Annotated in this window: 20 protein-coding genes; 11 read left to right on the top strand and 9 right to left on the bottom strand. The window is 44.8% G+C overall.

Annotated features, from left to right (window positions below):
* The first annotated feature begins 101 nt into the window (after positions 1–101).
* Together panC and G3R49_RS02940 are read left to right on the top strand one after the other, a co-directional pair.
* Complete coding sequence (gene panC, locus G3R49_RS02945; RefSeq protein ID WP_167868592.1) at positions 102–950, top strand: pantoate--beta-alanine ligase; 849 nt, start codon at positions 102–104, stop codon at positions 948–950.
* A 302-nt stretch (positions 951–1,252) separates the two neighbouring features.
* Entirely contained in the window at positions 1,253–1,777 is a 525-nt protein-coding gene (locus G3R49_RS02940; RefSeq protein ID WP_130598414.1) for a DUF4124 domain-containing protein, read from the top strand.
* Positions 1,778–1,837: 60 nt separating this feature from the next.
* On the opposite strand, the gene G3R49_RS02935 is transcribed toward G3R49_RS02940, so the two are convergent.
* Positions 1,838–2,035, bottom strand: a complete 198-nt coding sequence (locus G3R49_RS02935) for a YheV family putative zinc ribbon protein (RefSeq protein WP_130598416.1) — start codon at positions 2,033–2,035, stop codon at positions 1,838–1,840.
* Positions 2,036–2,184: 149 nt separating this feature from the next.
* On the opposite strand from G3R49_RS02935, the gene G3R49_RS02930 reads away from it, so the two are divergent.
* The gene (locus G3R49_RS02930; RefSeq protein WP_167868591.1) at positions 2,185–4,098 is read left to right on the top strand and encodes an ABC transporter ATP-binding protein; all 1,914 of its coding nucleotides are present in this window, start codon (positions 2,185–2,187) and stop codon (positions 4,096–4,098) included.
* Between the two features lie 124 nt (positions 4,099–4,222).
* A complete protein-coding gene (locus G3R49_RS02925; protein ID WP_207234104.1) occupies positions 4,223–4,669 on the top strand; it encodes a TIGR02444 family protein in 447 nt (148 codons plus the stop codon).
* A 120-nt stretch (positions 4,670–4,789) separates the two neighbouring features.
* Here the strand turns inward: G3R49_RS02925 and arsJ are convergent, their stop codons facing one another.
* The 6 genes from arsJ to G3R49_RS02895 form a co-directional block, all read right to left on the bottom strand.
* On the bottom strand, positions 4,790–6,004 hold the full coding sequence (arsJ, locus tag G3R49_RS02920) for an organoarsenical effux MFS transporter ArsJ (protein ID WP_167868590.1): 1,215 nt from the start codon (positions 6,002–6,004) through the stop codon (positions 4,790–4,792).
* Between the two features lies 1 nt (position 6,005).
* Positions 6,006–7,013: an ArsJ-associated glyceraldehyde-3-phosphate dehydrogenase gene (locus G3R49_RS02915; RefSeq protein WP_167868589.1), complete on the bottom strand. Its 1,008-nt coding sequence runs from the start codon at positions 7,011–7,013 to the stop codon at positions 6,006–6,008.
* 77 nt (positions 7,014–7,090) lie between these two features.
* Positions 7,091–7,501, bottom strand: a complete 411-nt coding sequence (locus G3R49_RS02910) for a metalloregulator ArsR/SmtB family transcription factor (RefSeq protein ID WP_167868588.1) — start codon at positions 7,499–7,501, stop codon at positions 7,091–7,093.
* 300 nt (positions 7,502–7,801) lie between these two features.
* On the bottom strand, positions 7,802–9,949 hold the full coding sequence (locus G3R49_RS02905; RefSeq protein ID WP_167868587.1) for a M3 family metallopeptidase: 2,148 nt from the start codon (positions 9,947–9,949) through the stop codon (positions 7,802–7,804).
* Positions 9,950–10,440: 491 nt separating this feature from the next.
* Positions 10,441–12,024, bottom strand: a complete 1,584-nt coding sequence (locus G3R49_RS02900; RefSeq protein WP_167868586.1) for a GMC family oxidoreductase — start codon at positions 12,022–12,024, stop codon at positions 10,441–10,443.
* 278 nt (positions 12,025–12,302) lie between these two features.
* Positions 12,303–12,809 carry a TAT leader-containing periplasmic protein gene (locus tag G3R49_RS02895; RefSeq protein ID WP_167868585.1) on the bottom strand — a complete coding sequence of 169 codons (507 nt, stop codon included), beginning with the start codon at positions 12,807–12,809 and terminating at the stop codon, positions 12,303–12,305.
* Between the two features lie 192 nt (positions 12,810–13,001).
* Here G3R49_RS02895 and G3R49_RS02890 point away from each other — a divergent pair, with 192 nt between their 5' ends.
* The 3 genes from G3R49_RS02890 (at position 13,002) to G3R49_RS02880 (ending at position 15,236) form a co-directional block, all read left to right on the top strand.
* Positions 13,002–14,012 carry a hydrolase gene (locus G3R49_RS02890; RefSeq protein ID WP_167868584.1) on the top strand — a complete coding sequence of 337 codons (1,011 nt, stop codon included), beginning with the start codon at positions 13,002–13,004 and terminating at the stop codon, positions 14,010–14,012.
* Positions 13,972–14,223, top strand: coding sequence for a YheU family protein (locus G3R49_RS02885; RefSeq protein WP_167868583.1), 252 nt, complete (start codon positions 13,972–13,974; stop codon positions 14,221–14,223). Before G3R49_RS02890 ends, G3R49_RS02885 begins: the two co-directional genes overlap by 41 nt.
* Before the next feature lie 116 nt (positions 14,224–14,339).
* Positions 14,340–15,236, top strand: a complete 897-nt coding sequence (locus G3R49_RS02880) for a phosphoribulokinase (RefSeq protein ID WP_167868582.1) — start codon at positions 14,340–14,342, stop codon at positions 15,234–15,236.
* Positions 15,237–15,790: 554 nt separating this feature from the next.
* On the opposite strand, the gene G3R49_RS02875 is transcribed toward G3R49_RS02880, so the two are convergent.
* The gene (locus G3R49_RS02875) at positions 15,791–16,606 is read right to left on the bottom strand and encodes a tetratricopeptide repeat protein (RefSeq protein ID WP_130598438.1); all 816 of its coding nucleotides are present in this window, start codon (positions 16,604–16,606) and stop codon (positions 15,791–15,793) included.
* Positions 16,607–16,892: 286 nt separating this feature from the next.
* On the opposite strand from G3R49_RS02875, the gene crp reads away from it, so the two are divergent.
* The 4 genes from crp (at position 16,893) to G3R49_RS02855 (ending at position 19,977) form a co-directional block, all read left to right on the top strand.
* A complete protein-coding gene (crp, locus tag G3R49_RS02870) occupies positions 16,893–17,528 on the top strand; it encodes a cAMP-activated global transcriptional regulator CRP (RefSeq protein WP_130598440.1) in 636 nt (211 codons plus the stop codon).
* A gap of 93 nt (positions 17,529–17,621) precedes the next feature.
* Complete coding sequence (locus G3R49_RS02865; RefSeq protein WP_130598442.1) at positions 17,622–17,972, top strand: PepSY domain-containing protein; 351 nt, start codon at positions 17,622–17,624, stop codon at positions 17,970–17,972.
* The gene (locus G3R49_RS02860) at positions 17,953–18,624 is read left to right on the top strand and encodes a response regulator transcription factor (protein WP_130598444.1); all 672 of its coding nucleotides are present in this window, start codon (positions 17,953–17,955) and stop codon (positions 18,622–18,624) included. The genes G3R49_RS02865 and G3R49_RS02860 overlap by 20 nt, the downstream gene beginning before the upstream one ends.
* Positions 18,625–19,977: an ATP-binding protein gene (locus G3R49_RS02855; protein ID WP_167868581.1), complete on the top strand. Its 1,353-nt coding sequence runs from the start codon at positions 18,625–18,627 to the stop codon at positions 19,975–19,977.
* A 199-nt stretch (positions 19,978–20,176) separates the two neighbouring features.
* Here G3R49_RS02855 and G3R49_RS02850 read toward each other — a convergent pair whose 3' ends face one another.
* A complete protein-coding gene (locus G3R49_RS02850; RefSeq protein ID WP_167868580.1) occupies positions 20,177–20,971 on the bottom strand; it encodes a DUF1338 domain-containing protein in 795 nt (264 codons plus the stop codon).
* Between the last annotated feature and the right edge of the window lie 6 nt (positions 20,972–20,977).

Genomic DNA, 20,977 nt, shown 5'->3' with positions numbered 1-20,977 from the left:
TCAGGCGCATTTTATTACAACCGCTTTATACACTATAAACGCCTAGTAACAAGCGATACATCAACCTCAATTCAACACCCTCGTTTATTTAAGAGTGTCCCATGAAAACGATTTCCAGCATCCAAGATATTCGTCAGCAAGTTAGTCAATGGAAACAACAAGGCAAGAAAGTCGCATTTGTACCGACTATGGGCAACTTGCACCAAGGTCACCTAACCCTGGTTAAAAATGCCAAACAACAAGCTGACGTTGTAGTGGTTTCTATTTTTGTAAACCCGATGCAATTTGGCCAAAACGAAGACTTTGACGGCTACCCGCGCACTTATGAGCAAGACAGTAAAGCACTAATTGAAGTTGGCGCGGACTTACTGTTTATGCCAACACCAGACATCATCTACCCGAAAGGATTAGATAAGCAAACCTTTATCGAAGTGCCTGAAATTGGCGATGAGTTTTGCGGCGCCACTCGCCCAGGACATTTTCGCGGCGTTGCCACTGTGGTAAACAAGCTATTTAATATCGTCCAACCTGATGTTGCATTATTTGGTCGCAAAGATTTTCAGCAATTGCTCATCATCAAAACCATGGTCGAAGACCTATCAATGCCAATTGAGATCATCGGCATTGATACCATTCGTGAGCCATCGGGTCTGGCTATGAGCTCTCGCAATGGCTATCTAACGGCTGATGAAAAGCAACGTGCAGCCAAACTCAAACAAGCCATGGACTACATAGCACAAGGGCTACAGCAAGGTGAGGAACTAGCAAACGTTCGCCAGCACGCTATTGAGATGATTGAACAAGTCGGCTTCAAACTTGACTATATCGAGGTTCGCAGCGCAGTGACGTTAAAACCTGCTAATGCGGGCGATAAACAGCTAGTTATCTTAGCCGCAGCCTATCTAGGTAAAGCACGCCTGATTGATAATATGGTTTTCGAGCTTAAATAGTCTGCAACATTAACTCATATTATCAGCACAATAAATGTAACTAAATGCTTACTCGCGCTGCTTGTAAGCATTTAAAAAACATTAAAAAATCTATAATTCCCGCAATAAAAACATTGTTAAAAAACTGGTTTTATCGTTAAAATTAAGCCATAGTGATCGATAGCCTTGTTAGTCGCTTATACTAAATAAGGTAGCTCTCACGTAAAAATACCGGAGTTAATGGAATATCTTCAATACGATCCCTACGTGAAGGCTATACTGTCTGGAACACATATCGTTAGCAAAAGGACCTGTCGCCCCCTATGGCAACTCGACTGTTTTTTATACTCGCTCTAATTCTGCCCTGCTTAGCTCAGGCGGATACGAGTACCATTTACAAATGTATGAAAAACAATAAAGTCGTTTTCAGCCACACAGTGTGCCCACAAGAATTCCGCCAGCACAAAATTGAATACGAGTTAGGCATCGCCACCGAAACCGATTCCGACAAGAAAAAAGTCAAAAACGATCCACTGAAAGCCCTGTTAAAGAAGCAAACCATTTCTCGAGAAAAACTTTTGCAGTTACTAGATGGTGAGATCTATCGTTTAAAGCAAGAAAACAGTTACTTTGAAATTTTGCGTGCCAGTGAAGTACAAAAGTTAGACAGAAAACACTACTGGCAAAGTAAAGAAAAAGACGACCCAAGCTATGGGCTAGAGCTGGAAGAAATTAATCAACGCTTTGACGATTTAACCAATAACAACCTCAGTGTGATCAAATTGCTTAATCAGCACAAAATGAAGATTTCGGCCGAGACACCACCAGACTTACTAATGAGTCAGTAAACTTAAATAGCAAAAGAGCAGCCATTGGCTGCTCTTTTTGTTTACCGCGAATATGCTATGTTATTCAGGCTTAAACACACCAATCATGGCACCGCTAGACTGCTTAGCGACAGCCTGATCAGCTTGCTGCTCTCGGTAATCACAATCTGTGCATTCAACGGTTTCAATACCATTGTCCATAAACAGCACAATACTATCCTGGGCGCCGCATTTTGGGCATTTAGCCCCAGCTACAAAGCGTTTTTTTACTCGTGCCATATATCACTCTTGTTGTTTTTAGTTATCTATATTGATGCTAAGCACTATTTTGCCACGTTTTAATAGCTCACCACCAATATTGTGGGAAAAAACTGCGCCTTTGGGGTATCATGCGCCCCATATTCGATATCTAAGCCAAGTAGTTTTTCATGATCAACATTAGCCAAGCCCAGCTTATCCGTGGCAGCAAAACCTTACTCAATGAAGCCTCACTGACAGTCTACCCAGGACATAAGGTTGGGCTTGTGGGCGCTAATGGCACAGGTAAATCGTCACTGCTTGCGTTAATTAAAGGACAGCTACAACTCGACAAAGGTGAATTCAACATACCTAGCGGCTGGCAAATTGCCTCGGTAGCTCAGGAAACACCGGCGCTGGATACCAGTGCAATTGAGTATGTCATTGATGGCGACGCTGAGTACCGTGAGCTAGAGCAGCAATTGCATGCAGCTCAGCTAGCCGATGATGGCAATGCTATCGCGCTAATTCACGGCAAAATTGATGCAATTGGTGGCTATGCTATTCATGCACGCGCGGGCGCACTACTAGCTGGTCTTGGCTTTAGCGAAGCACAGCAGAGTAATCCAGTTAAAAGTTTTTCCGGTGGTTGGCGTATGCGCCTTAACCTGGCTCAAGCGCTGCTGTGCCGCTCAGACTTATTGCTGCTCGATGAACCAACCAACCACTTAGACTTAGATACTACATACTGGCTAGAAGGCTGGATTAAAACCTATCAAGGCACCTTAATCTTGATTAGTCACGACCGTGATTTTATCGACGGTATTGTTGATGAAATCGTACATGTTGAGCATCACTTACTTAATTACTACAAAGGCAACTACACCGCCTTTGAGCGTATTCGCGCAGAACGCATGGCGCAGCAACAAGTAGCCTATGAGCGTCAGCAAAAAGAGCGCGCGCACATGCAGTCATTCGTTGACCGTTTTCGCTACAAAGCCAGCAAAGCAAAGCAAGCTCAAAGCCGCCTAAAAGCACTGGAAAAAATGACCGAGCTGTTGCCATCTCACGCACAAAGCCCGTTTACCATGGCGTTCAAAGCGCCAGATGCTTTACCTAATCCGCTAGTTGCCATGGAGCAAGTTGCCGCTGGTTATGGTGACAAAACTATCCTGAATAGGGTCCAACTCAATCTGGTCCCCGGCGCGCGCATTGGTTTACTCGGGCGCAATGGTGCAGGTAAATCAACACTGATTAAATTACTTGCCGGGCAACTTGAAGCGCAATCAGGTAAGTATCAGCCAAACCCAGGGCTTAATATTGGTTATTTTGCTCAGCATCAGGTTGAGTTTTTGCATCTGGATGAAACGCCAATGCAGCATCTTGCACGCCTAGCACCTAATGCCAAAGAGCAAGATCTGCGCAACTTCCTTGGCGGATTTGGGTTTGACGGCGATATGGCTCTGTCGGTTGTAAAACCATTTTCTGGCGGTGAAAAAGCCCGTTTGGTACTTGCGCTATTGGTATGGCAGCGCCCTAACCTACTGCTGCTCGATGAACCGACCAACCACTTAGATTTAGAAATGCGTCATGCACTTACCGTAGCCCTGCAAACCTTTGAAGGCGCAATGGTCATTGTGTCGCACGACCGTCACTTACTGCGCCTAAGCTGCAGTGACTATTATTTAGTTGATAGCGGTGAAGTCACTCCTTTCAATGGCGATTTAGATGATTATCACCAATGGCTTTTAGATGCAGCCAAAGCCGCAGCAGCGAGCGAGAGCAGCTCAACTAAGGACTCAGTACCGCAAATTGATAAAAAGCAGCAAAAGCGTTTAGAGGCTGAATTACGTCAAAAGCTATCTCCGCTGAAGAAAAAGCAAGCCAAGCTAGAAAAAGACCAAGAAAAATGGTCAACACGCTTGAGCGAACTTGAAACCCAATTAGCTGATACCAATATTTACGATGCCGAGAACAAGGCAAAGCTCACCAAGGTACTGGATGAACGAGTTGAGCTTACGCAGGCGATGGAAGAAAGCGAAATGGACTGGCTAGAGCTTCAAGAAAGTATCGAAGCCATTGAGCAGGAAAATTCTCCACTTTAGTGCTTTACTTAATAGTCTGTTAAGGATGCCCCAATAGCATGAGTTCAATTACTGCTAACACGCTTAAACCAATGCGTGCTAGTACTTTGCACTATAGCTTAGGGGCAAAATCATGGAGAGATTTATGACAGCTTTTGATCACCCTGCGTTAGATCAGCAGTTATGGCAACATTGTGAGCAAGCCTACCTAGCGAATCCTAATCGCTATATCAGTTTACAAGACAACTACCACACCAATGTGAACCTCATCTTGCTGGCAGAGTATCTTGATGCTCAGGGGTATTTCATTGCTAAAGCAAGCTGGCAGTCGCTGGCAAAGGCAATTGCAAGGTGGGAAGAGTTTGTACTTATCCCCTATCGCACGCTACGCCGTAAAGCCAAAGCACACACCAGTGAGGACGAGTATCAAAAAATGCTCGAAGTTGAGCTGATCATGGAGCGTAAATCACAGCAAATTATCCGCGCACAACTGGTTCGCACTGAAGGTGAAAGCAATCCGCAGCAATCGAATATTGCCGCTTACCTTAGTTTATTTGGTTTAGATGAGACCATTATCAGCACGCTCAACTAATCTGAAAAACTCAATATATCCGCTCTAAAATAGATGATAAAAAGGCGCTTTAAACAAAGCGCCTTTTTGATATCTTCCCGTAACTCAGCCTAAATTCAGCTAATAACAATACCCAGACATCTACCTAGGTAATTTCAGTGCTAATAGCGCCGCGAGTAAAATAAATATCGCTGACACAATCAAGCAAACCGTTAGACCGTAAGCACCAAAAAGCCAACCCGATAGTACGGTGCCAATTAAGCGCCCCATCGCATTGGCCATATAGTAAAAGCCAACATCCAGCGATACACCATCATCTCCGGCGTAGCTAACAATCAAGTAACTATGCAGTGATGAGTTAATCGCAAACAACACGGCAAAGACCATCAAACCCGATAGCAATACTGCGCTCACCTGCCAGTTAAAATGCAGTGATGCAGCAATAACTAACGGTACACTCACCAGTGGTAGCGCCCAGGCAAATGCCGCTTTACCGTTTGGCACCTTACCTTGCTTCTTACCAGTAAAATACGGCGCAAAGGTTTGCACTATGCCATAGCCAATCACCCAGCAAGCTAAAAAGCCGCCAACATACCAATGATCCCAATCAAACTGGCTAGCAAGGAATACGGGCAGCGCTATCACAAACCAGACATCACGGGCACCAAATAGGAACATGCGCGCCGCAGACAAATAGTTAATCGCCTGACTCTTAGAGAAAATTTGCGAAAATTTAGGCTTGTTTTTGGCTTTACCCATGTCTTGCTTAAGCAGCATGATGCTCATAAGCCAAACCAGTGCCAGCGCGATAGCCATAATCATGATTGCGGTTTGAAAACCAAAGGCGCTAAGCAGCGCGCCACCTAAGAAAAAGCCCACGCCTTTTAAGGTGTTTTTCGACCCTGTTAAGATCGCCACCCATTGATAAAGTTTACCCTGAGCATCACCAGGCACTAGCAGCTTGATGGAGCTTTTAGCACTCATCTTATTCAGGTCTTTCGCAATGCCAGATAGCGCCTGGGCCATCATTACCCAAATGACTGTTAAGTGAGTTTCGGGCACCAATAGCATAGCAAGAGCAATAACTTGCATCGCCAGACCAATATTCATGGTGCGATTAAGCCCGAGCCTTGCCCCTAACCAGCCACCGACTAAGTTAGTCACCACGCCAAAGAACTCGTAAAACAAAAACAGCATGGCAATTTCTAACGGCGCATACCCAAGCTGATGAAAATACAGCACCACCAGCATGCGCAGCGCGCCATCGGTTAACGTAAACGCCCAGTAATTACCAGTAACGATAAGATACTGTTTAATCGCATCGGGCAGTGAGCTTAACTTAGTCAGCAGTGACATATTACTTGTCCTGTAGTCCTACCATACGCATTAACTCAGCAGTGCGGTTAGCATAGCCCCACTCGTTGTCGTACCAAACATATAGCTTCACTTGAGTGTCATTAACCACCATAGTCGACATAGCGTCAATGATGGCTGAGCGCGGATCGGTGCGATAGTCAATCGACACAAGCGGTCGGGTTTCAAAGCCTAAAATGCCTTTAAGCTCATTGTCTGCAGCATCTTGTAATAGCGCATTAATCTCTTCAACTGTGGTCGGCTGATTCATTTCAAACACACAATCTGTGATTGAAGCATTGAGTAAAGGCACGCGAATAGCGTGACCGTTTAAGCGACCTTTTAGCTCTGGGAAGATATGGGTAATCGCAGTTGCTGAGCCCGTCGTGGTTGGAATAAGGCTCATTGAGCAAGCGCGGGCGCGGCGCAAGTCTTTGTGAGGTGCATCAATAATGGTTTGGGTATTAGTGATGTCATGAATAGTGGTCATAGAGCCATGTTTGATGCCTAACTTTTCATGCAACACTTTAACCACAGGCGCTAAACAGTTGGTAGTGCAAGATGCTGCTGTCACAATTGGATGCTGCTCTGGGTCGTAAAGGTCATGGTTAACGCCAACAACGACATTTAACACACCTTCTTCTTTCACTGGCGCGGTAACCACAACACGCTTAACACCTTGATCAAGATACGCTTGCAGCACAGCCTTAGACTTCATTTTTCCCGAGGCTTCAATCACTACATCGCACTGTGACCAATCAGTGTCGCTAATCGCCTTGTTTGATGAACAAAGGATAGTTTTGCCGTCCACCACAATGCTATCACCTGAGGCAACCGCCTCGTGATGCCACTTACCATGAATAGAGTCAAAGTTAACCAGATGAGCTAAGGTTTCTGCATTACCTGCTGGGTCATTAATTTGCACAAACTCAACTTGATCCCAGTCGAATGCGGCGCGCATAGATAAGCGTCCCATACGGCCAAAGCCGTTAATACCTACTTTAATTGTCATTACTTATTCCTCAATACATTAAAACTATCTATAACTCATAAATTTGCTGGCGAATGCTTGCAGCTTTCTCGTCGCACCTAGCAGCATTTACCATTGCGTGTTGGTCGGTCGCCCATTTGCGCCAATCGCTGCTGACTTTGGGCAATATATGTTTGGCTATTGTGTAAGCTGTCTCGCAGCACTTGCTGCATCCATTGAGGTAGCGATTGTGAAATGCGGTAAAACACCCACTGCCCTTGGCGGCGGTCTTGCAGTAAGCCCGCTTTGCGCAGCTGAGCTAAATGACGGGAGATTTTTGGCTGGCTTTCATCTAATGCTTGCATCAATTCGCAAACACAAAGCTCCTGCTCCGTTGCGATCAATAACAAACTCAATAGTCTGGTTTCATCGGCAAGTGATTTATAAAACGTAAGTGGCGATACACCAGTTTCAAGCAGCTCAGTAGCAGGCGAATCCTTTGGAATAACTTCATTTGCAGCTTGTGTCATCAGTCTTCACCTCTAAATAAACCAATAAAAATGAACTTGTGAATTAGCATAGCAGGGTCAGCACATATGACCTGAAGTTCTACGCTAAATATTCGAAAATAAATATATATGAATTTTCGAATGTGTCAAATCAAATTTTTACTGTTGATTGAAATTAGCGAGTTCCATTCAGTAGAACTTTACCTGAGAGCCAAACCTCAGGCACAAAAAAGGGCTGAATAATCAGCCCTTTTGCTCTTAGCCTTTAGCTCTTAGCCCTTTTAATGGCTCATGGTTAAACCAATCTAAGCTAAACTTTGGTTACTTCAAACCACGACGAATCAGTAGTGCATCAGTTGTTGGCTCTTGACCTCTAAAGGCCTTGTAAGCGTCCATTAAGTTCTTGCTGTTACCCACAGCTAAGATGTTTTTACGGAAGTTATCGCCGTTTTCAATCGTTAGGCCACCATTCGCTTGTACGTATGCATATGCATCAGCAGCTAAGATCTCACTCCACATGTAAGCATAGTAACCCGCTGAGTAACCGCCGCCCATTGAGTGTGAGAAGAAAGCTGACTTATAACGAGGAGGCACAGCTGCAATGTCTACGCCGTGCTTTTTCAGTGCAGCATGCTCGAATTCATTAATATCGCCAATCTTGTCAGAAGCTGAAACTGTGTGCCATTCCATATCTAGCAGCGCAGCTGCCATATACTCAAGGGTGTCGAAGCCTTGGTTGAAGCTGCGAGAAGCAATCACTTTATCCAGTAGGTCTTTTGGAATTGGCTCACCTGTTTTGTAGTGCTTAGCATAGTTAGCAATCACCTGTGGGTGCGCCGCCCAATCTTCTTGGAAAGTCGATGGGAACTCAACAAAGTCACGTGATACTGCAGTACCCGCGAGGCTTGGGTATTTCACATCAGAGAAGATACCGTGCAGGCCATGACCTAACTCGTGGAAGATGGTTGTTACATTGTCATAGCTAACTAATGTCTTTTCACCTTCTGGGCCTTTAGGAATGTTCATTACATTCACAACCACTGGCTTTTGCTCTAAAAGCTTAGATTGACCAACGAATGAAGACATCCACGCACCGCCACGCTTACCGTCACGAGCAAAGTAGTCCGCATAGAAGATAGCTAGGCTATCACCGTTAGCGTCAAATACTTCGTATGCTTTTACATCTTCATGGTACACAGGTAAGTCAGGGCGCAGTTTGAAGCTAATGTTGAATAGTTTGCCCATGGTGTAGAACACACCGTCATTTAGCACGCGGTCAAACTCAAAGTATTGCTTAACTTCAGCTTCGTCTAGGTTGTACTTATCTTGACGAACAAGGTCGGCGTAGTATGCCCAGTCCCAAGGTTGCAGCTCAAAATTACCACCCTTGGCTTTAATCATGGCTTGAATATCAGCCGCTTCAACTTTAGTTTTTTCAACAACTGCTGGCACCATAGAACCTAGCATGTCGTATACCGCTTGTGGTGTTTTCGCCATGCTAGTTTCAAGACCAAAGCTCGCCCAGTTGTCGTAACCTAGCAGTTGTGCTTTTTCAGCGCGCAGCGTCGCCAAACGCGCAACGATTTTACCGTTATCAGTTTTACCTGATTGAGCACGATTTGCAGAAGCTTTCCATACACGCTCACGTAGCTCACGGTTATCTAGCGAGGCAAGAATTGGCTGACGTGTGGTGTTAGTGATGTTAATGGCGTATTTACCATCGTGACCTGCTGCTTTTGCAGACGCTGCAGCAGACCTAATTTGTGAATCAGAAAGACCAGCAAGCTCGGCAACATCATCAACAATCACTTGAATGTTTTTGGTTTCTTGCAGCAGGTTTTGACCAAACTGAGTCGTCAGCGTTGAGTGCTCAGCATTAAGTGCACGAATGGTTTTCTTTTCAGCGTCTGAAAGTTTGGCACCCGCGCGGATAAAGTTTTTGTAAGTGGTTTCAGCTAGGCGCAGTTGCTCGCTATCTAGACCTAGTTGATCGCGTTTGTTGTATAGGGTTTCAACACGCTCAAATAACTTAGGGTTTAGGTTAATGTTGTCTGAGTGACCTGCAAGCTTAGGCGCCATAGTCTTTTGAATTTGGCGACGTTCAGCGTTGCTGTCTGTACCAACAAGGTTAAAGAACACGCGTGATACGCGAGTTAATAACTCACCTGAACGCTCCATCGCAACAAAAGTATTTTCAAATGTCGCTGGCGCAGGGTTGTTAGCAATGGCGTCGATTTCTTTTAGGTGCTGCTGCATGCCCAGCTCAAATGCTGGCATGAAGTGCTCATCTTTAATCTGAGTAAAGTCAGGTGCTTGATATTGCAGCTCGCTTTTGACAAAAAATGGGTTAGCGACAACTTGCTGCTCAGTTGCAGATACGGCTTGTTGTGGTGCGCTTGTGTTCATCTGCTGACATGCAGTCATTAGCAGAGTCGAAGTAATTGCCACAGCAATTAATGACTTTCTCATAGATTAACTCCATTATTGTTATTTTGAATAAACGGTGACGTTACAGATACGGCAACTATTTAGTTGAGCAAAGCCAGATTTACTTGAGCCAAGCCAAATAAATAGTTATCTATAAACACTGCCTAGATAAGTACGGAGCATGTCTACAGCTAATCGTCACAGCAACGTCTTAATGCATAAGTAACGAATCAAGCATACTAATGTTATGTTGTAACGAGTGTAAAGGTGTAAAATGTAAGGAAAGCTATTGAGATACAAAATAGGGTGAGTTGTTAATAAAAAGTGTGATCTAAATACTGTAAAACCCGCATTCTCAGAGCTTTTTATTCATGTCTAAACTCACAAAATGAAAGTGGTAAGTTAAGGACTAAAGCCACTATTATCACTTATCAGAAATATTTCGCTCAAAGTTAACTTCAACCTAGTCTAGATTAAGCATACGATATGCTGCTCCCAAGTACATTGAGCGAACTTCCTAAAAGAATCGACGATTAAGCGGTTAAGCGCTGCGCCAATGCGGTGGCATTTTTGGCCACTATGCCGTAAATCGACAGCTGCGGATTAGCCCCTAAACTGGTAGGGAACATAGAGCCGTCAAAAACCGATAAGTTCTCTAGATAATGACTGCTGCCATCACTGGCAATCATCGACTTGGTTTTATCCTCGCCCATTGGGCAGCCGCCCATCACGTGAGCTGAAGCAACAATGGTTTTCAATAGCGCAATGTCCATAGACTCAATATTGGCTTTTGCTTGCTGCCAGGAAGGTGCAAATAACTGCCCATCGCTCATTGGTAAAACTTGCTTGGCTCCTGCAGCAAACTGCAACTCAGCCATCGACAAATAAGCCCTGCGAGCGGTATCCCAAAAGGCTTGGGTTAGTGGATAATCTAGGCTAAAACCGTGCTCAGTTAACCGCACCTGACCACCCGGGCTTTGCTCATTGAAGCCGTCACGCACCAGCGCCACCAGCACCTGAATACGGTTAAAGTTTTCCATCAATTTGGCGTGGCTTTGGCCATAACCTATAGTCTTGGAAGAGATCAAAATTGGATGAACTGGCGCAGATTCAAGCTTGTAACCTAGATTACCTGTGGCGCCGTCTCGCCATACAAACTCATCAGAGTAAATCGCCTGCGGCGCACCGCTGTGAGCATTGACTTGCTCCTCAAATAAGGCGCCTGAAAGTAAAGACGGATGCAAAAAGGTTCGACCAAGCAATTGATAAGGATCAGGTGTTTGCGCCCGCATCAGAATAGTTGGAGTGTGAATTGCCCCCGCACTTAATATGTAATGTTTAGCGCGAAAACTCAGCTTGGTTTGGGTTGGCTTGCCATACTCATTTTGCCCTTGAGCCACGAGACCTGTGACTTTATCACCTTGATGATTTAACTCAATCACCTTAGCGCGAGATATTAAGGTTGCACCGTGCTCTAGCGCTGCCGGAATTGTGGTTACCAACATTGACTGCTTGGCGTTAACCGGACAACCCACACCGCAATAGCCGGTATTCCAGCAACCACGGACGTTACGTTTGATAACGGTATATTCCCAACCGAGCTTTTCGCAACCATCACGCAGCACTGCGTTATTTTTATTGGGCGGGTAAGTCCACTCTTGAATGGTAAGGCGCTGCTCCATTTTCTCAAACCATGGCTTGAGTGACTCCGCATCAAGGCCTTTTACATCATTGGTTTGCTGCCAGAAATCTAGTGCTTGCTTGGGCGTGCGGATAGAAGTGGTCCAGTTGATAGTGGTTGAGCCGCCCACTGTGCGACCTTGAAAAATACCGATGCCTTTATCACTGGTTTTCATCGCCGCGGCTTGCTGGTACATATTTGGGTAAGCAGTGCGCTCTTCCATATCAAAATGACGCGAAGACTTAAGCCCACCCGCTTCAATCATAATCACTTTAAGGCCAGCTTCGGTGAGGATTTCTGCCGCAGTGCCACCACCCGCGCCAGTGCCAACAATCACCACATCGGCCTCAAACTGATGCTCGCCCTCTAATTGACCTGCATCTATATGTCGCCAGCCATTAGCTAAACCGACTTCAATTGGATCGACTATTGCCACACACCACTCCTTGTTATTTTTCTTATTACAGCTTGGCTAATTCAAATGCACACAAAAAACTTTGACTCAACCCGACTTCAATTGGATCCCGAAACTGCCACACACTACTCCTTGTTATTTTTCTTATTACAGTTTGGCTAATTCAAATGCACACAAAAAACTTTGACTCAACCCGACTTCAATTGGATCCCGAAACTGCCACACACCACTCCTTGTTATTTTTCTTATTACAGCTTGGCCAATAAGGTTTGTTTACTACTCTGGTTTAGTTGAGTTTATTAGTCACTAACCAAAAAGCTTGGCTTGCTGTATTGCATTCTCCCCCAATGCTCTGGGCTAGCGTAGTAACTTGCCATCACCACTTCTCGCAGGCCGAGATAAGCAGTTTGCAGTAATTCAATAAAGTGATGACGCCAAGACTCAAGCATAGAAACAAGTTGTTCAGGTTGACGCATAATAAGCGGCGTTAAGCTGCCAGTCAGCAGTAACAAAGAAAAGCGTGACTCCAGCATATCAAGCAGCTCTAATAACTCGTCTCGCTGATCATCTGGCAATACCTTTAAGGTGTCGGCAATATTATTAAGCGTACGATTGATTGCTTGCTCTTTGTGAGAGGCGACATCAGGCAATGCCCCCTCCAAAAAGATGGGGATCAATGCAGCGAAGATCATCCGGTGAGCGTTCTCACTATTATCTTCATCCACATACGACGTCGATAAGTTAACCCCGAGTGCTAACGCGGCAGTGCCAACGAAAGCGCCAGTAATAAAGGTCCGTCTTTTCATTTCTTCTCCCCAAAGAAAGCGTTTGTCAAAGCTGCTGGTATTGGGATCGGTATTATTGAGTTATTTTTGCTGCACTCACTTGTGTGATAGAGTGCGCCCCAATAGTGAGCAACATTTTTTAAACATACGTATGAATCTACACTATTAACGATCAGACACCAATATAAAAACAAGCAAAAGCATTTGATAGCCATGACATTAGCATTCACGCCACCTTGGTGGGCAAAGAACCCACATGTACAAACCATTTTGCCAGTAATGCGCAAAATTCCCATGCCCGTGGTAAAGCGCGAGCGTCTAGAGCTACAAGACGGTGACTTTATTGATCTTGATTGGTTAGGCAAGCCTGAAGACGGCCAGCCAATTCTGTTGATTGTGCATGGGCTAGAGGGCAGCGCCCAGTCTCATTACGCCAGACGCATGTTAGATGAGGCGAAGCAGCAAGGCTTATGCGCAGTAGTGCATCATCACCGAAGCTGCTCAGGCGAGCCTAATCGTCTTGCTCGTAGCTATCACAGCGGTGATACTGAAGACGTTAGTTTTACCCTTAAAACACTTAAACAACGTTGCCCCAACTCACCACTACTTGGTATTGGTTACAGCCTAGGTGGCAACGTGCTGGCGAAGTATCAGGGAACGTACCGCGAGCAAAGCCTGCTAAGTCGCGCTGTCGTGGTGTCTGCGCCGCTGGCCCTAGGGGCGTGTGCTAAACGCCTAGAAGGCGGCTTTTCCACTGTTTACCAAAGTTACCTGATAAAGCAATTGCAGCAAAAAATGCGTACTAAGCTAGAAACACCAGGGCTGCAAACGGCTATGCCAGTGGATCACAGGCAACTAGCCAACCTTTCAACCTTTTATTTATTTGATGACAAAATCACTGCGCCGTTGCACGGTTTTGACGGTGCTGAAGATTATTACAACCGCGCAAGCGGGCTAAGTTTTTTGCAACACATTACAGTGCCAACCTTAATCATTCATGCTCAAGATGACCCATTTATGACCGATGAGGTGATCCCGGCGCAACATCAACTTTCATCTGCGGTAGAATACGAGCTACATCAATATGGTGGTCACGTTGGCTTTATTAACGGCGGCACACCATGGCAGCCTAAATTCTACCTTGAGCATCGTGCTTTAAGGTTTTTGCTAAACGGAGCAAGCAATGATAGTTCCCTACGAGGCGCTGATAACGCTGCCAAGTGACACAGTATCTCAGCTGATCAAAGAGTACTTATTATCTCAGTTTGAAGATGGCAGCTTTGCCGATCTAGACTCGTCTCAATTCGATGCGGCGATTAGCGCCTGTAAACAAAAGTTAAAACTGGGTGAGTTAGTGGTGGAGTATAGTGAAGATGATGAGTCTATCGCGATTCGCCAGCGTGAGCATATTCAACCAACGGCGTTTGGGGAGTAACCTATTTCACTCACTGGTTTGACGCAAGACGAACAATTGCCGTATAACTAGCGGAATAAACAAACAAAAAACGCCCCCAATCAGGGGTTAATTGACTTCAGATTCAGGCGGAAAACATGTCAGCAAAACATCCTATTATTGCGGTAACAGGGTCATCAGGTGCAGGAACCACCACCACGACTACTGCATTTACCCATATTTTTAGGCAGCTCGGTATAAATGCTGCCTTTGTTGAAGGCGATAGTTTTCACAACTTCACCCGCGCAGAAATGGAAGTGCTGATCCGTAAATCTCAAGCTGAAAATCAAAACCTGAGCTACTTTGGGCCTGAAGCCAATAACTTCGCCAAGCTCGAAGAGTGCTTCGCCAGCTATAGCGCTACGGGAACAGGGCAGACCCGCAGCTACTTGCACACCTTTGATGAAGCTGTGCCATTTAATCAAATGCCAGGGACCTTTACTAACTGGCGCGATCTACCCGCTGACACAGATATGTTGTATTACGAAGGTCTACACGGCGGTGTGGTGACTGACGACATAGACGTTGCCAAACACGTAGATTTGCTCATCGGCATGGTGCCCATCGTTAACCTAGAGTGGATCCAAAAAATTGTTCGCGACACCAATGACCGCGGCCATAGCCGTGAAAAAGTGATGGGGTCGATCGTGCGGAGTATGGATGATTATATTCAGCATATGACGCCGCAGTTTTCTCGTACTCACATCAACTTTCAACGTGTACCGACTGTTGATACCTCTAATCCATTTAGCGCTAAAGATATCCCAAGTCTTGATGAAAGCTTTGTGGTTATTCGTTTTCGCGGTATTAAAGACGTCGACTTTCAGTACTACTTGAATATGATTCAAGGCTCATTCATGTCACGCATCAATACTCTGGTTGTTCCTGGAGGCAAGATGTCATTGGCGATGGAATTAATCTTAACGCCGCTAATCAGAGCGTTAAAAGAAAAACGTCTGCAGGTAACCAAAATATCCGAGCTCGGCGAAGACTAACTCGCGGTTAAGATTGACTTAAGCCGAACAGCTTATTCTATTCCTGTCACCGCTACTCTACGAACCTCATCATAGCTGGGTAGTGGTGACATATTGATGTACTGACCTAACCGATGCCCCTGCTATGTCTATTAGGGAAGTACATCAATCCCCCTCCCTTCAAATCACTACTCGTTGTCAATTTTCGTTACAGCCATTGCGATCACTAGCTAAACATAAATTTGCTTAAAGCTTTCCGCGGCCTACACAACAGCTCACCCTAGGCAGAAGTCCCTAGAGCGCGTAATGAGATAAAACAGTAATTAGAACGGTAGCCCTTAGGGCGAGACCATGAACATTTATCGCGCGCTTTATTATGGGGTTAATGAGCTTTGAGTAAGCAAGCCTCTTTAGCAGGGATGCTAAAGCGGAGCCATCAGGGATGATTTTACGGCGTCTTGCGCAATCAAAGTTCGTTACCCCTTAGTAAATGGCTCATAATCAATCGCTCATTCGCTCTGGGGTAGCCCTTAGATTAATTTTGACCCTTGGGCTAATTTTAGTTGCTAGCTTGCTCAGTTCAAGAGAGGAATGACTTCTCGATAAGCTTTGTTGTTACGATACTGCTCAAGGCGACTTTGAAACTCATCAATGTTAGCAAGCTCAGGATTTTGTTTCAGCGCGTCGATAGCTTTTTGCTGAGTAGTTACAGCTTGCTCAAAAGCACCTTGCTCGGCGTAAGCTGCTGCTAAGTTGTCTAAAATGGTTGGATCGTTTTGATTGCTTTCAAGTAGCTTAAGCGACAAGTCGACCGCACGCTCACCATCGCGGTATTCAGCTTCAGGGCACGTTGCCAAAATCCAGGCTACGTTACCAAGAGACACGTCATCACCAACCGCAGAAAACTGCTCCATGGCTTTACCACAGTTTCGCTCAACACCATCACCACCTGCAGAGTAAATAAACCCGAGACGGAAATTAGCCCACTTGTTACCCTGCTCAGCTAATATGGCATACCACTTTTTAGCCTCAGCAAGATCCCGTGGGTAAATTTTGCCTTCATAGCTTAAATCAGCAAGTGTTTGCTGAGCTTTTGGGTGGTTTTGCAATGCGGCTTTATTCAGCCACTCATTGCCTAAACCTAAATCTTTTTCGACAAAACGGCCGGTAATACTCATCAAACCTAACAGATACTGAGCATCTACATCGCCTTGCTGGGCTTTAAATTCAATACGTACCAGTTTGCTAGCGGTTTGGGTTTCCTGAGTCTCTGGTAAGCCAAACCCAAACGCAGGCAAGCTTAAGCTACTCAGTGCCAACAACGCACCAGGAAGGACAAATACACGTGACAACAAATGGGTCTTCAAATCCACCTCACAAGTTTTAAACATGCCCTATAGGCGCCTACACATGGGCTCAACATTAACTAACTAATTCACTCAACACAATAGAAACCCTTGTTAGCGCTGATTTATAAACATGTTTAACACCAAGAAATCATTGCGAACTTTGAACTTCATCGCAAATAAGGCAAAATAAACCAAATGCTTAGCAAGTTCGTATACACTACGCCAGCCCTTAAATTCGATCTTCATCAAAGTTTTGCGTTACACTGTCACGTATAATGCTTAATTAGATAAAACTTACATTAATTTTTAATCAATCGAGGAAGTTATTATGGCTCTTATTGGCAAGCCAAAACCTGATCCAACTTTGGAGTGGTTTCTTTCACACTGTCACATTCACAAATATCCTGCCAAGAGTACCTTGATTCACGCAGGCGAAGATTCAGACACTCTTTACTATATTGTTAAAGGTTCTGTCGCTGTTCTGATTAAAGATGAAGAAGGTAAAGAGATGATCCTGTCATATCTTAACCAAGGAGACTTTATCGGTGAACTAGGTTTGTTCGAAGAGCAAGCTGAACGTACTGCTTGGGTCCGTGCTAAACAGGCATGTGAAATTGCTGAAATCTCTTACAAGAAATTTAAGCAGCTTATTCAAGTTAACCCTGAAATCTTAATGAAGCTTTCAGCGCAAATGGCATACCGTCTGCAAAGCACCAGTCAAAAAGTAGGTGATTTGGCATTCCTAGACGTAGCAGGTCGCATTGCTCAAACTTTACTGCACCTTGCTAAGCAGCCAGATGCAATGACTCATCCCGACGGCATGCAAATTAAGATCACTCGTCAAGAGATCGGTCAAATTGTAGGTTGTTCTCGTGAGACCGTTGGCCGTATCTTGAAAATGCTTGAAGAGCAAAATCTTATCCAAGCACATGGTAAGACTATCGTAGTATACGGCACGCGCTAAGCTAAAGCGGAGCTACTTCAGCTCAATTTAAGGCAACTCAGCTAAAGTGGTGGTCAATTGATTTGGTCACCACTTTTTGTTTGGGAGCGAAAAATGAGTTGGTTATTTAGCTCCGTTCTCAGCTTGAGTTCAGTTACTTTTACTCAGCCTCCACTAGCACCTAACGACACATATGAGTTTGAGCACAACACGGCTGCACAGTTAGTGGCCAATGGCGAAATCGTGTCGTTAAACAGCGCACTAAAAACTGTTGAAGCCTACTGCAAAGGCCAGCTAATTGATGTTAGGTTAGTGCAAGTAAGTAATACTTGGTTTTACGCTGTACAAATGCAACTATCTAACGGTAAACAGGTTTATTTTGAACTTGATGCCAGCAAAGATCTGACTAATTCACTATCAAAACCACTAAGTGAGTGTACCGAAAATGAAACTGCTACTCGTTGAAGACAACCCGCTGTTGGTCACTGAACTTGAAAAACAGCTTAAACAGGCAGGCTATGTCACGGATGTCACCGACAAAGCTACGGAAGCAGACTACCTAATCAAAGAATCTCAATACGACTGTGTCATTCTAGACATAGGCCTGCCAGATGGTAATGGCCTAGAACTGTTAGACTCATGGCGTAAAGACGGCCTATCAACGCCGGTCATCATGCTTACAGCTCGAAGTCAATGGCACGAAAAAGTCGAAGGCTTTAACGCAGGTGCAGACGACTACCTAGGCAAGCCATTCCACGCTCAAGAGTTGCTTGCACGTATTCAAGCTTTGATTCACCGCGCCAGTGGGCGTATGAATTCGTCTGATAATCAAATCACAGTTGCAGGTATCACCTTAGATGTAAACGAGCAAAAAGTAATGCTTGAAGATAAGGAATACGATCTCACTGCAATGGAGTTCAGACTGCTAAAAATCTTCTTAATGTCGCCTAAAAAGCTACTGTCAAAAACTTCACTCACCGAAAAGCTATATCAATTCGATGATGAGAAAGAAAGCAACGTAGTCGAAGTTTATGTGACTCATCTACGTAAAAAATTGGGTAAAACTGCTATCGAGACCCGCCGCGGTCAGGGTTATATCTTCCACGGGATCGCCTAAATGATCTCGATTCGCTCTAAGTTAAGCTTGTGGCTAAGCGGGTTAATCGTGTTAGCCACCTTAACGGGTATTATGCTGTTCGAGTCGATGCTACGTGAGGCATTTCACGACTCAATTATTAACCGACTTGAGGAAGACTTAGAGCACATCATACTTGCTACAAGACTCGAAGAAGGCAAACTGGTCATTGATCAAAGCCAGCTATCTAGCTTCTATAAACCTGCTTATTCGGGGCGCTACTATCAACTAAACCTGCCAAACGACGTTATCCGTTCACGCTCACTATGGGACGTGCAGCTGAAGATTGAAATGCTTGAAGCCAAAGAGATGCGCTCATGGCAAGCAAAAGGGCCGAAAAACAATGATATTCAGTTATTGTCAATTGGTGTTGGTGCGCCTAACACTGACCTCACTGCAACCCTTACCGTAGCTCAAGACTTAAGTATTGGCCGGCGCGTGTTTAGTGAGGTATTCGGGGTAAAACTCGCCATTAATATTGCGATGTTATTGTCGATGCTGCTCGGTATTTTCTTAATTCTGCGCCAATCATTTAAGCCAGTGAAACAGGTACAAGAATCAATCGCTAAACTAAGAGATGGCGAGATAAACCAACTCAACCTAGACCCTATTCCACAAGAGATCTTACCGCTCGCAAAAACCTACAACGAGCTACTCGAATACACCTCAAAGCAAGTAGAGAGAAGTCGTAATAATTTAGGTAACCTGAGCCATGGCTTGAAAACGCCACTGGCCGTAATGCAGCAACAGGTTGAAGCCCTTGGCTTATCAGAGCCAGAAATTGCATCAGCGATGCAACAACAACTTGATGATATTCGCATGATGATTGAGCGTAAACTTGCTGCAGCGCGGGTTACTGGAGATATGCTGCCAGCTGCACAAATGAGCTTTCCTAAAGACTTTGATAGTCTAATTAGCACCCTCAACAAAGTGCATCACCATAAATCAATCGACTGTAAACTCATTACCCAGGTAGACAATACTCGTTTACCTATCCACCGTGAAGACGGCATGGAGTTATTTGGTAACTTACTGGATAACGCATTTAAATGGGCACAATCTCAAGTCAATATAACCCTTAGTATCGAGCCTGAGCGCATTTTACTTACAGTTGAAGATGATGGTGTCGGTGTTGAACAGGAGGCGCTAGCGCAGCTTACACAGCGCGGAAAACGTCTTGATGAAGCTGTAATGGGGCACGGACTAGGCTTGTCTATTGTTAAAGAGATCTGCGAGCAATATGAATTCAAGCTAAGTTTCTTGTCGGAACAGCAGCTGTCAGGTTTATCAGTGGTTATAGAGTTCCCACTAACTAATGATGCCAATAAATCATAGATTGAATTAGCACTAAGAGAAATACCAGCACGGCTATTAGCCGTGCTGGCAGTAAGCCACTGGCGCATAAAACCTGCGCTCAGAGAGTTGTAGATGATGTACAAAAAAAGCGCCTTAGCTTCAACAGCCAAGGCGCTTTTTATTTTTGAGCTAATTGAGCTAGAGGCTAACATAGGTAGTTAACTAGCGAAGCCCAGTATTAGCTATTGGTCGACTCAAAAATCTTATCGGCTGACGCCGCAACAAAACCAGTATAAAGCTCACCGTCCGCTTTTGGATAACGCTTAGCAAACTCATAGAAGCAAGATGGGATCTCTAGCTCACCGTCTGAGAACTTAACAGTCATGCGATCAGCCATGGTTGATGATTGCTCGAGTAATACCTCGGCAGAGCCTTTCACTTCACCACCTGAGCTATTTAATACAAAGCCCGCATCTTTAAGCGCCTGGTTAACATCTTCAATGTGCTCAAAATCAGCAAGATGATTGATTGATACTGTAAAGTGATTTGCGCGGTATCCCAATGCAGCAACCCAAGCAGCATATTCACTCTCAGTAAGCAGTGCTTGATAAGTAGCGATATCTAAGTCCCAGTGACGACCTGAGTAGATAAAGTTCTCAGCAGTGGTCACAGAAGCGTCCATCTGCTCGATAAAGCCTTTAATCGTTTGCTGCAGTGAATCACTAAACTCTTCAACTAATAGCTCAGAGATAAATACTTTAGGTTGGGTTGGGTCTGGATGCTCAAAGTGTTTAGCAACAAGTTTCTTTTGCTCAAACTTATAGTCGCCGCTATCCACATAACCTAAAGCCAAAAAGTGCTTAGCAAGTACATCTAGGTTGACCTTAGCGATGTTAAAAGTGCGCAGCGCAATATGGTCGTTAATGATCTCTTCGCCCTTGCCTAGCAGCTCATGGATTTTCGCTGCTGATGGCGTCATTTTAATATAATCTTGCCACAGCTCGGCAAATAACGTGTTTACATCGGTATGCATTAGTTC

Source organism: Shewanella sp. WXL01 (assembly GCF_012263345.1).
Classification (GTDB): Bacteria; Pseudomonadota; Gammaproteobacteria; order Enterobacterales; family Shewanellaceae; genus Shewanella; species Shewanella maritima.
The sequence above is the reverse complement of the archived record's forward strand: the minus strand, read 5'-3'. Positions and strand labels throughout refer to the sequence as shown.

Bases quoted from the DNA above. Each gene is read 5' to 3' on its own strand.
- G3R49_RS02855 (WP_167868581.1), top strand. From the start codon at position 18,625: ATGATCTCGATTCGCTCTAAGTTAAGCTTGTGGCTAAGCGGGTTAATC.
- G3R49_RS02935 (WP_130598416.1), bottom strand. From the start codon at position 2,035: ATGGCACGAGTAAAAAAACGCTTTGTAGCTGGGGCTAAATGCCCAAAA.
- G3R49_RS02885 (WP_167868583.1), top strand. From the start codon at position 13,972: ATGATAGTTCCCTACGAGGCGCTGATAACGCTGCCAAGTGACACAGTA.
- G3R49_RS02860 (WP_130598444.1), top strand. From the start codon at position 17,953: ATGAAACTGCTACTCGTTGAAGACAACCCGCTGTTGGTCACTGAACTT.
- G3R49_RS02890 (WP_167868584.1), top strand. From the start codon at position 13,002: ATGACATTAGCATTCACGCCACCTTGGTGGGCAAAGAACCCACATGTA.
- G3R49_RS02895 (WP_167868585.1), bottom strand. From the start codon at position 12,809: ATGAAAAGACGGACCTTTATTACTGGCGCTTTCGTTGGCACTGCCGCG.
- G3R49_RS02875 (WP_130598438.1), bottom strand. From the start codon at position 16,606: ATGTTTAAAACTTGTGAGGTGGATTTGAAGACCCATTTGTTGTCACGT.
- panC (WP_167868592.1), top strand. From the start codon at position 102: ATGAAAACGATTTCCAGCATCCAAGATATTCGTCAGCAAGTTAGTCAA.
- G3R49_RS02925 (WP_207234104.1), top strand. From the start codon at position 4,223: ATGACAGCTTTTGATCACCCTGCGTTAGATCAGCAGTTATGGCAACAT.
- crp (WP_130598440.1), top strand. From the start codon at position 16,893: ATGGCTCTTATTGGCAAGCCAAAACCTGATCCAACTTTGGAGTGGTTT.
- G3R49_RS02910 (WP_167868588.1), bottom strand. From the start codon at position 7,501: ATGACACAAGCTGCAAATGAAGTTATTCCAAAGGATTCGCCTGCTACT.
- G3R49_RS02940 (WP_130598414.1), top strand. From the start codon at position 1,253: ATGGCAACTCGACTGTTTTTTATACTCGCTCTAATTCTGCCCTGCTTA.
- G3R49_RS02930 (WP_167868591.1), top strand. From the start codon at position 2,185: ATGATCAACATTAGCCAAGCCCAGCTTATCCGTGGCAGCAAAACCTTA.
- G3R49_RS02880 (WP_167868582.1), top strand. From the start codon at position 14,340: ATGTCAGCAAAACATCCTATTATTGCGGTAACAGGGTCATCAGGTGCA.
- G3R49_RS02865 (WP_130598442.1), top strand. From the start codon at position 17,622: ATGAGTTGGTTATTTAGCTCCGTTCTCAGCTTGAGTTCAGTTACTTTT.
- arsJ (WP_167868590.1), bottom strand. From the start codon at position 6,004: ATGTCACTGCTGACTAAGTTAAGCTCACTGCCCGATGCGATTAAACAG.
- G3R49_RS02905 (WP_167868587.1), bottom strand. From the start codon at position 9,949: ATGAGAAAGTCATTAATTGCTGTGGCAATTACTTCGACTCTGCTAATG.
- G3R49_RS02850 (WP_167868580.1), bottom strand. From the start codon at position 20,971: ATGCATACCGATGTAAACACGTTATTTGCCGAGCTGTGGCAAGATTAT.
- G3R49_RS02915 (WP_167868589.1), bottom strand. From the start codon at position 7,013: ATGACAATTAAAGTAGGTATTAACGGCTTTGGCCGTATGGGACGCTTA.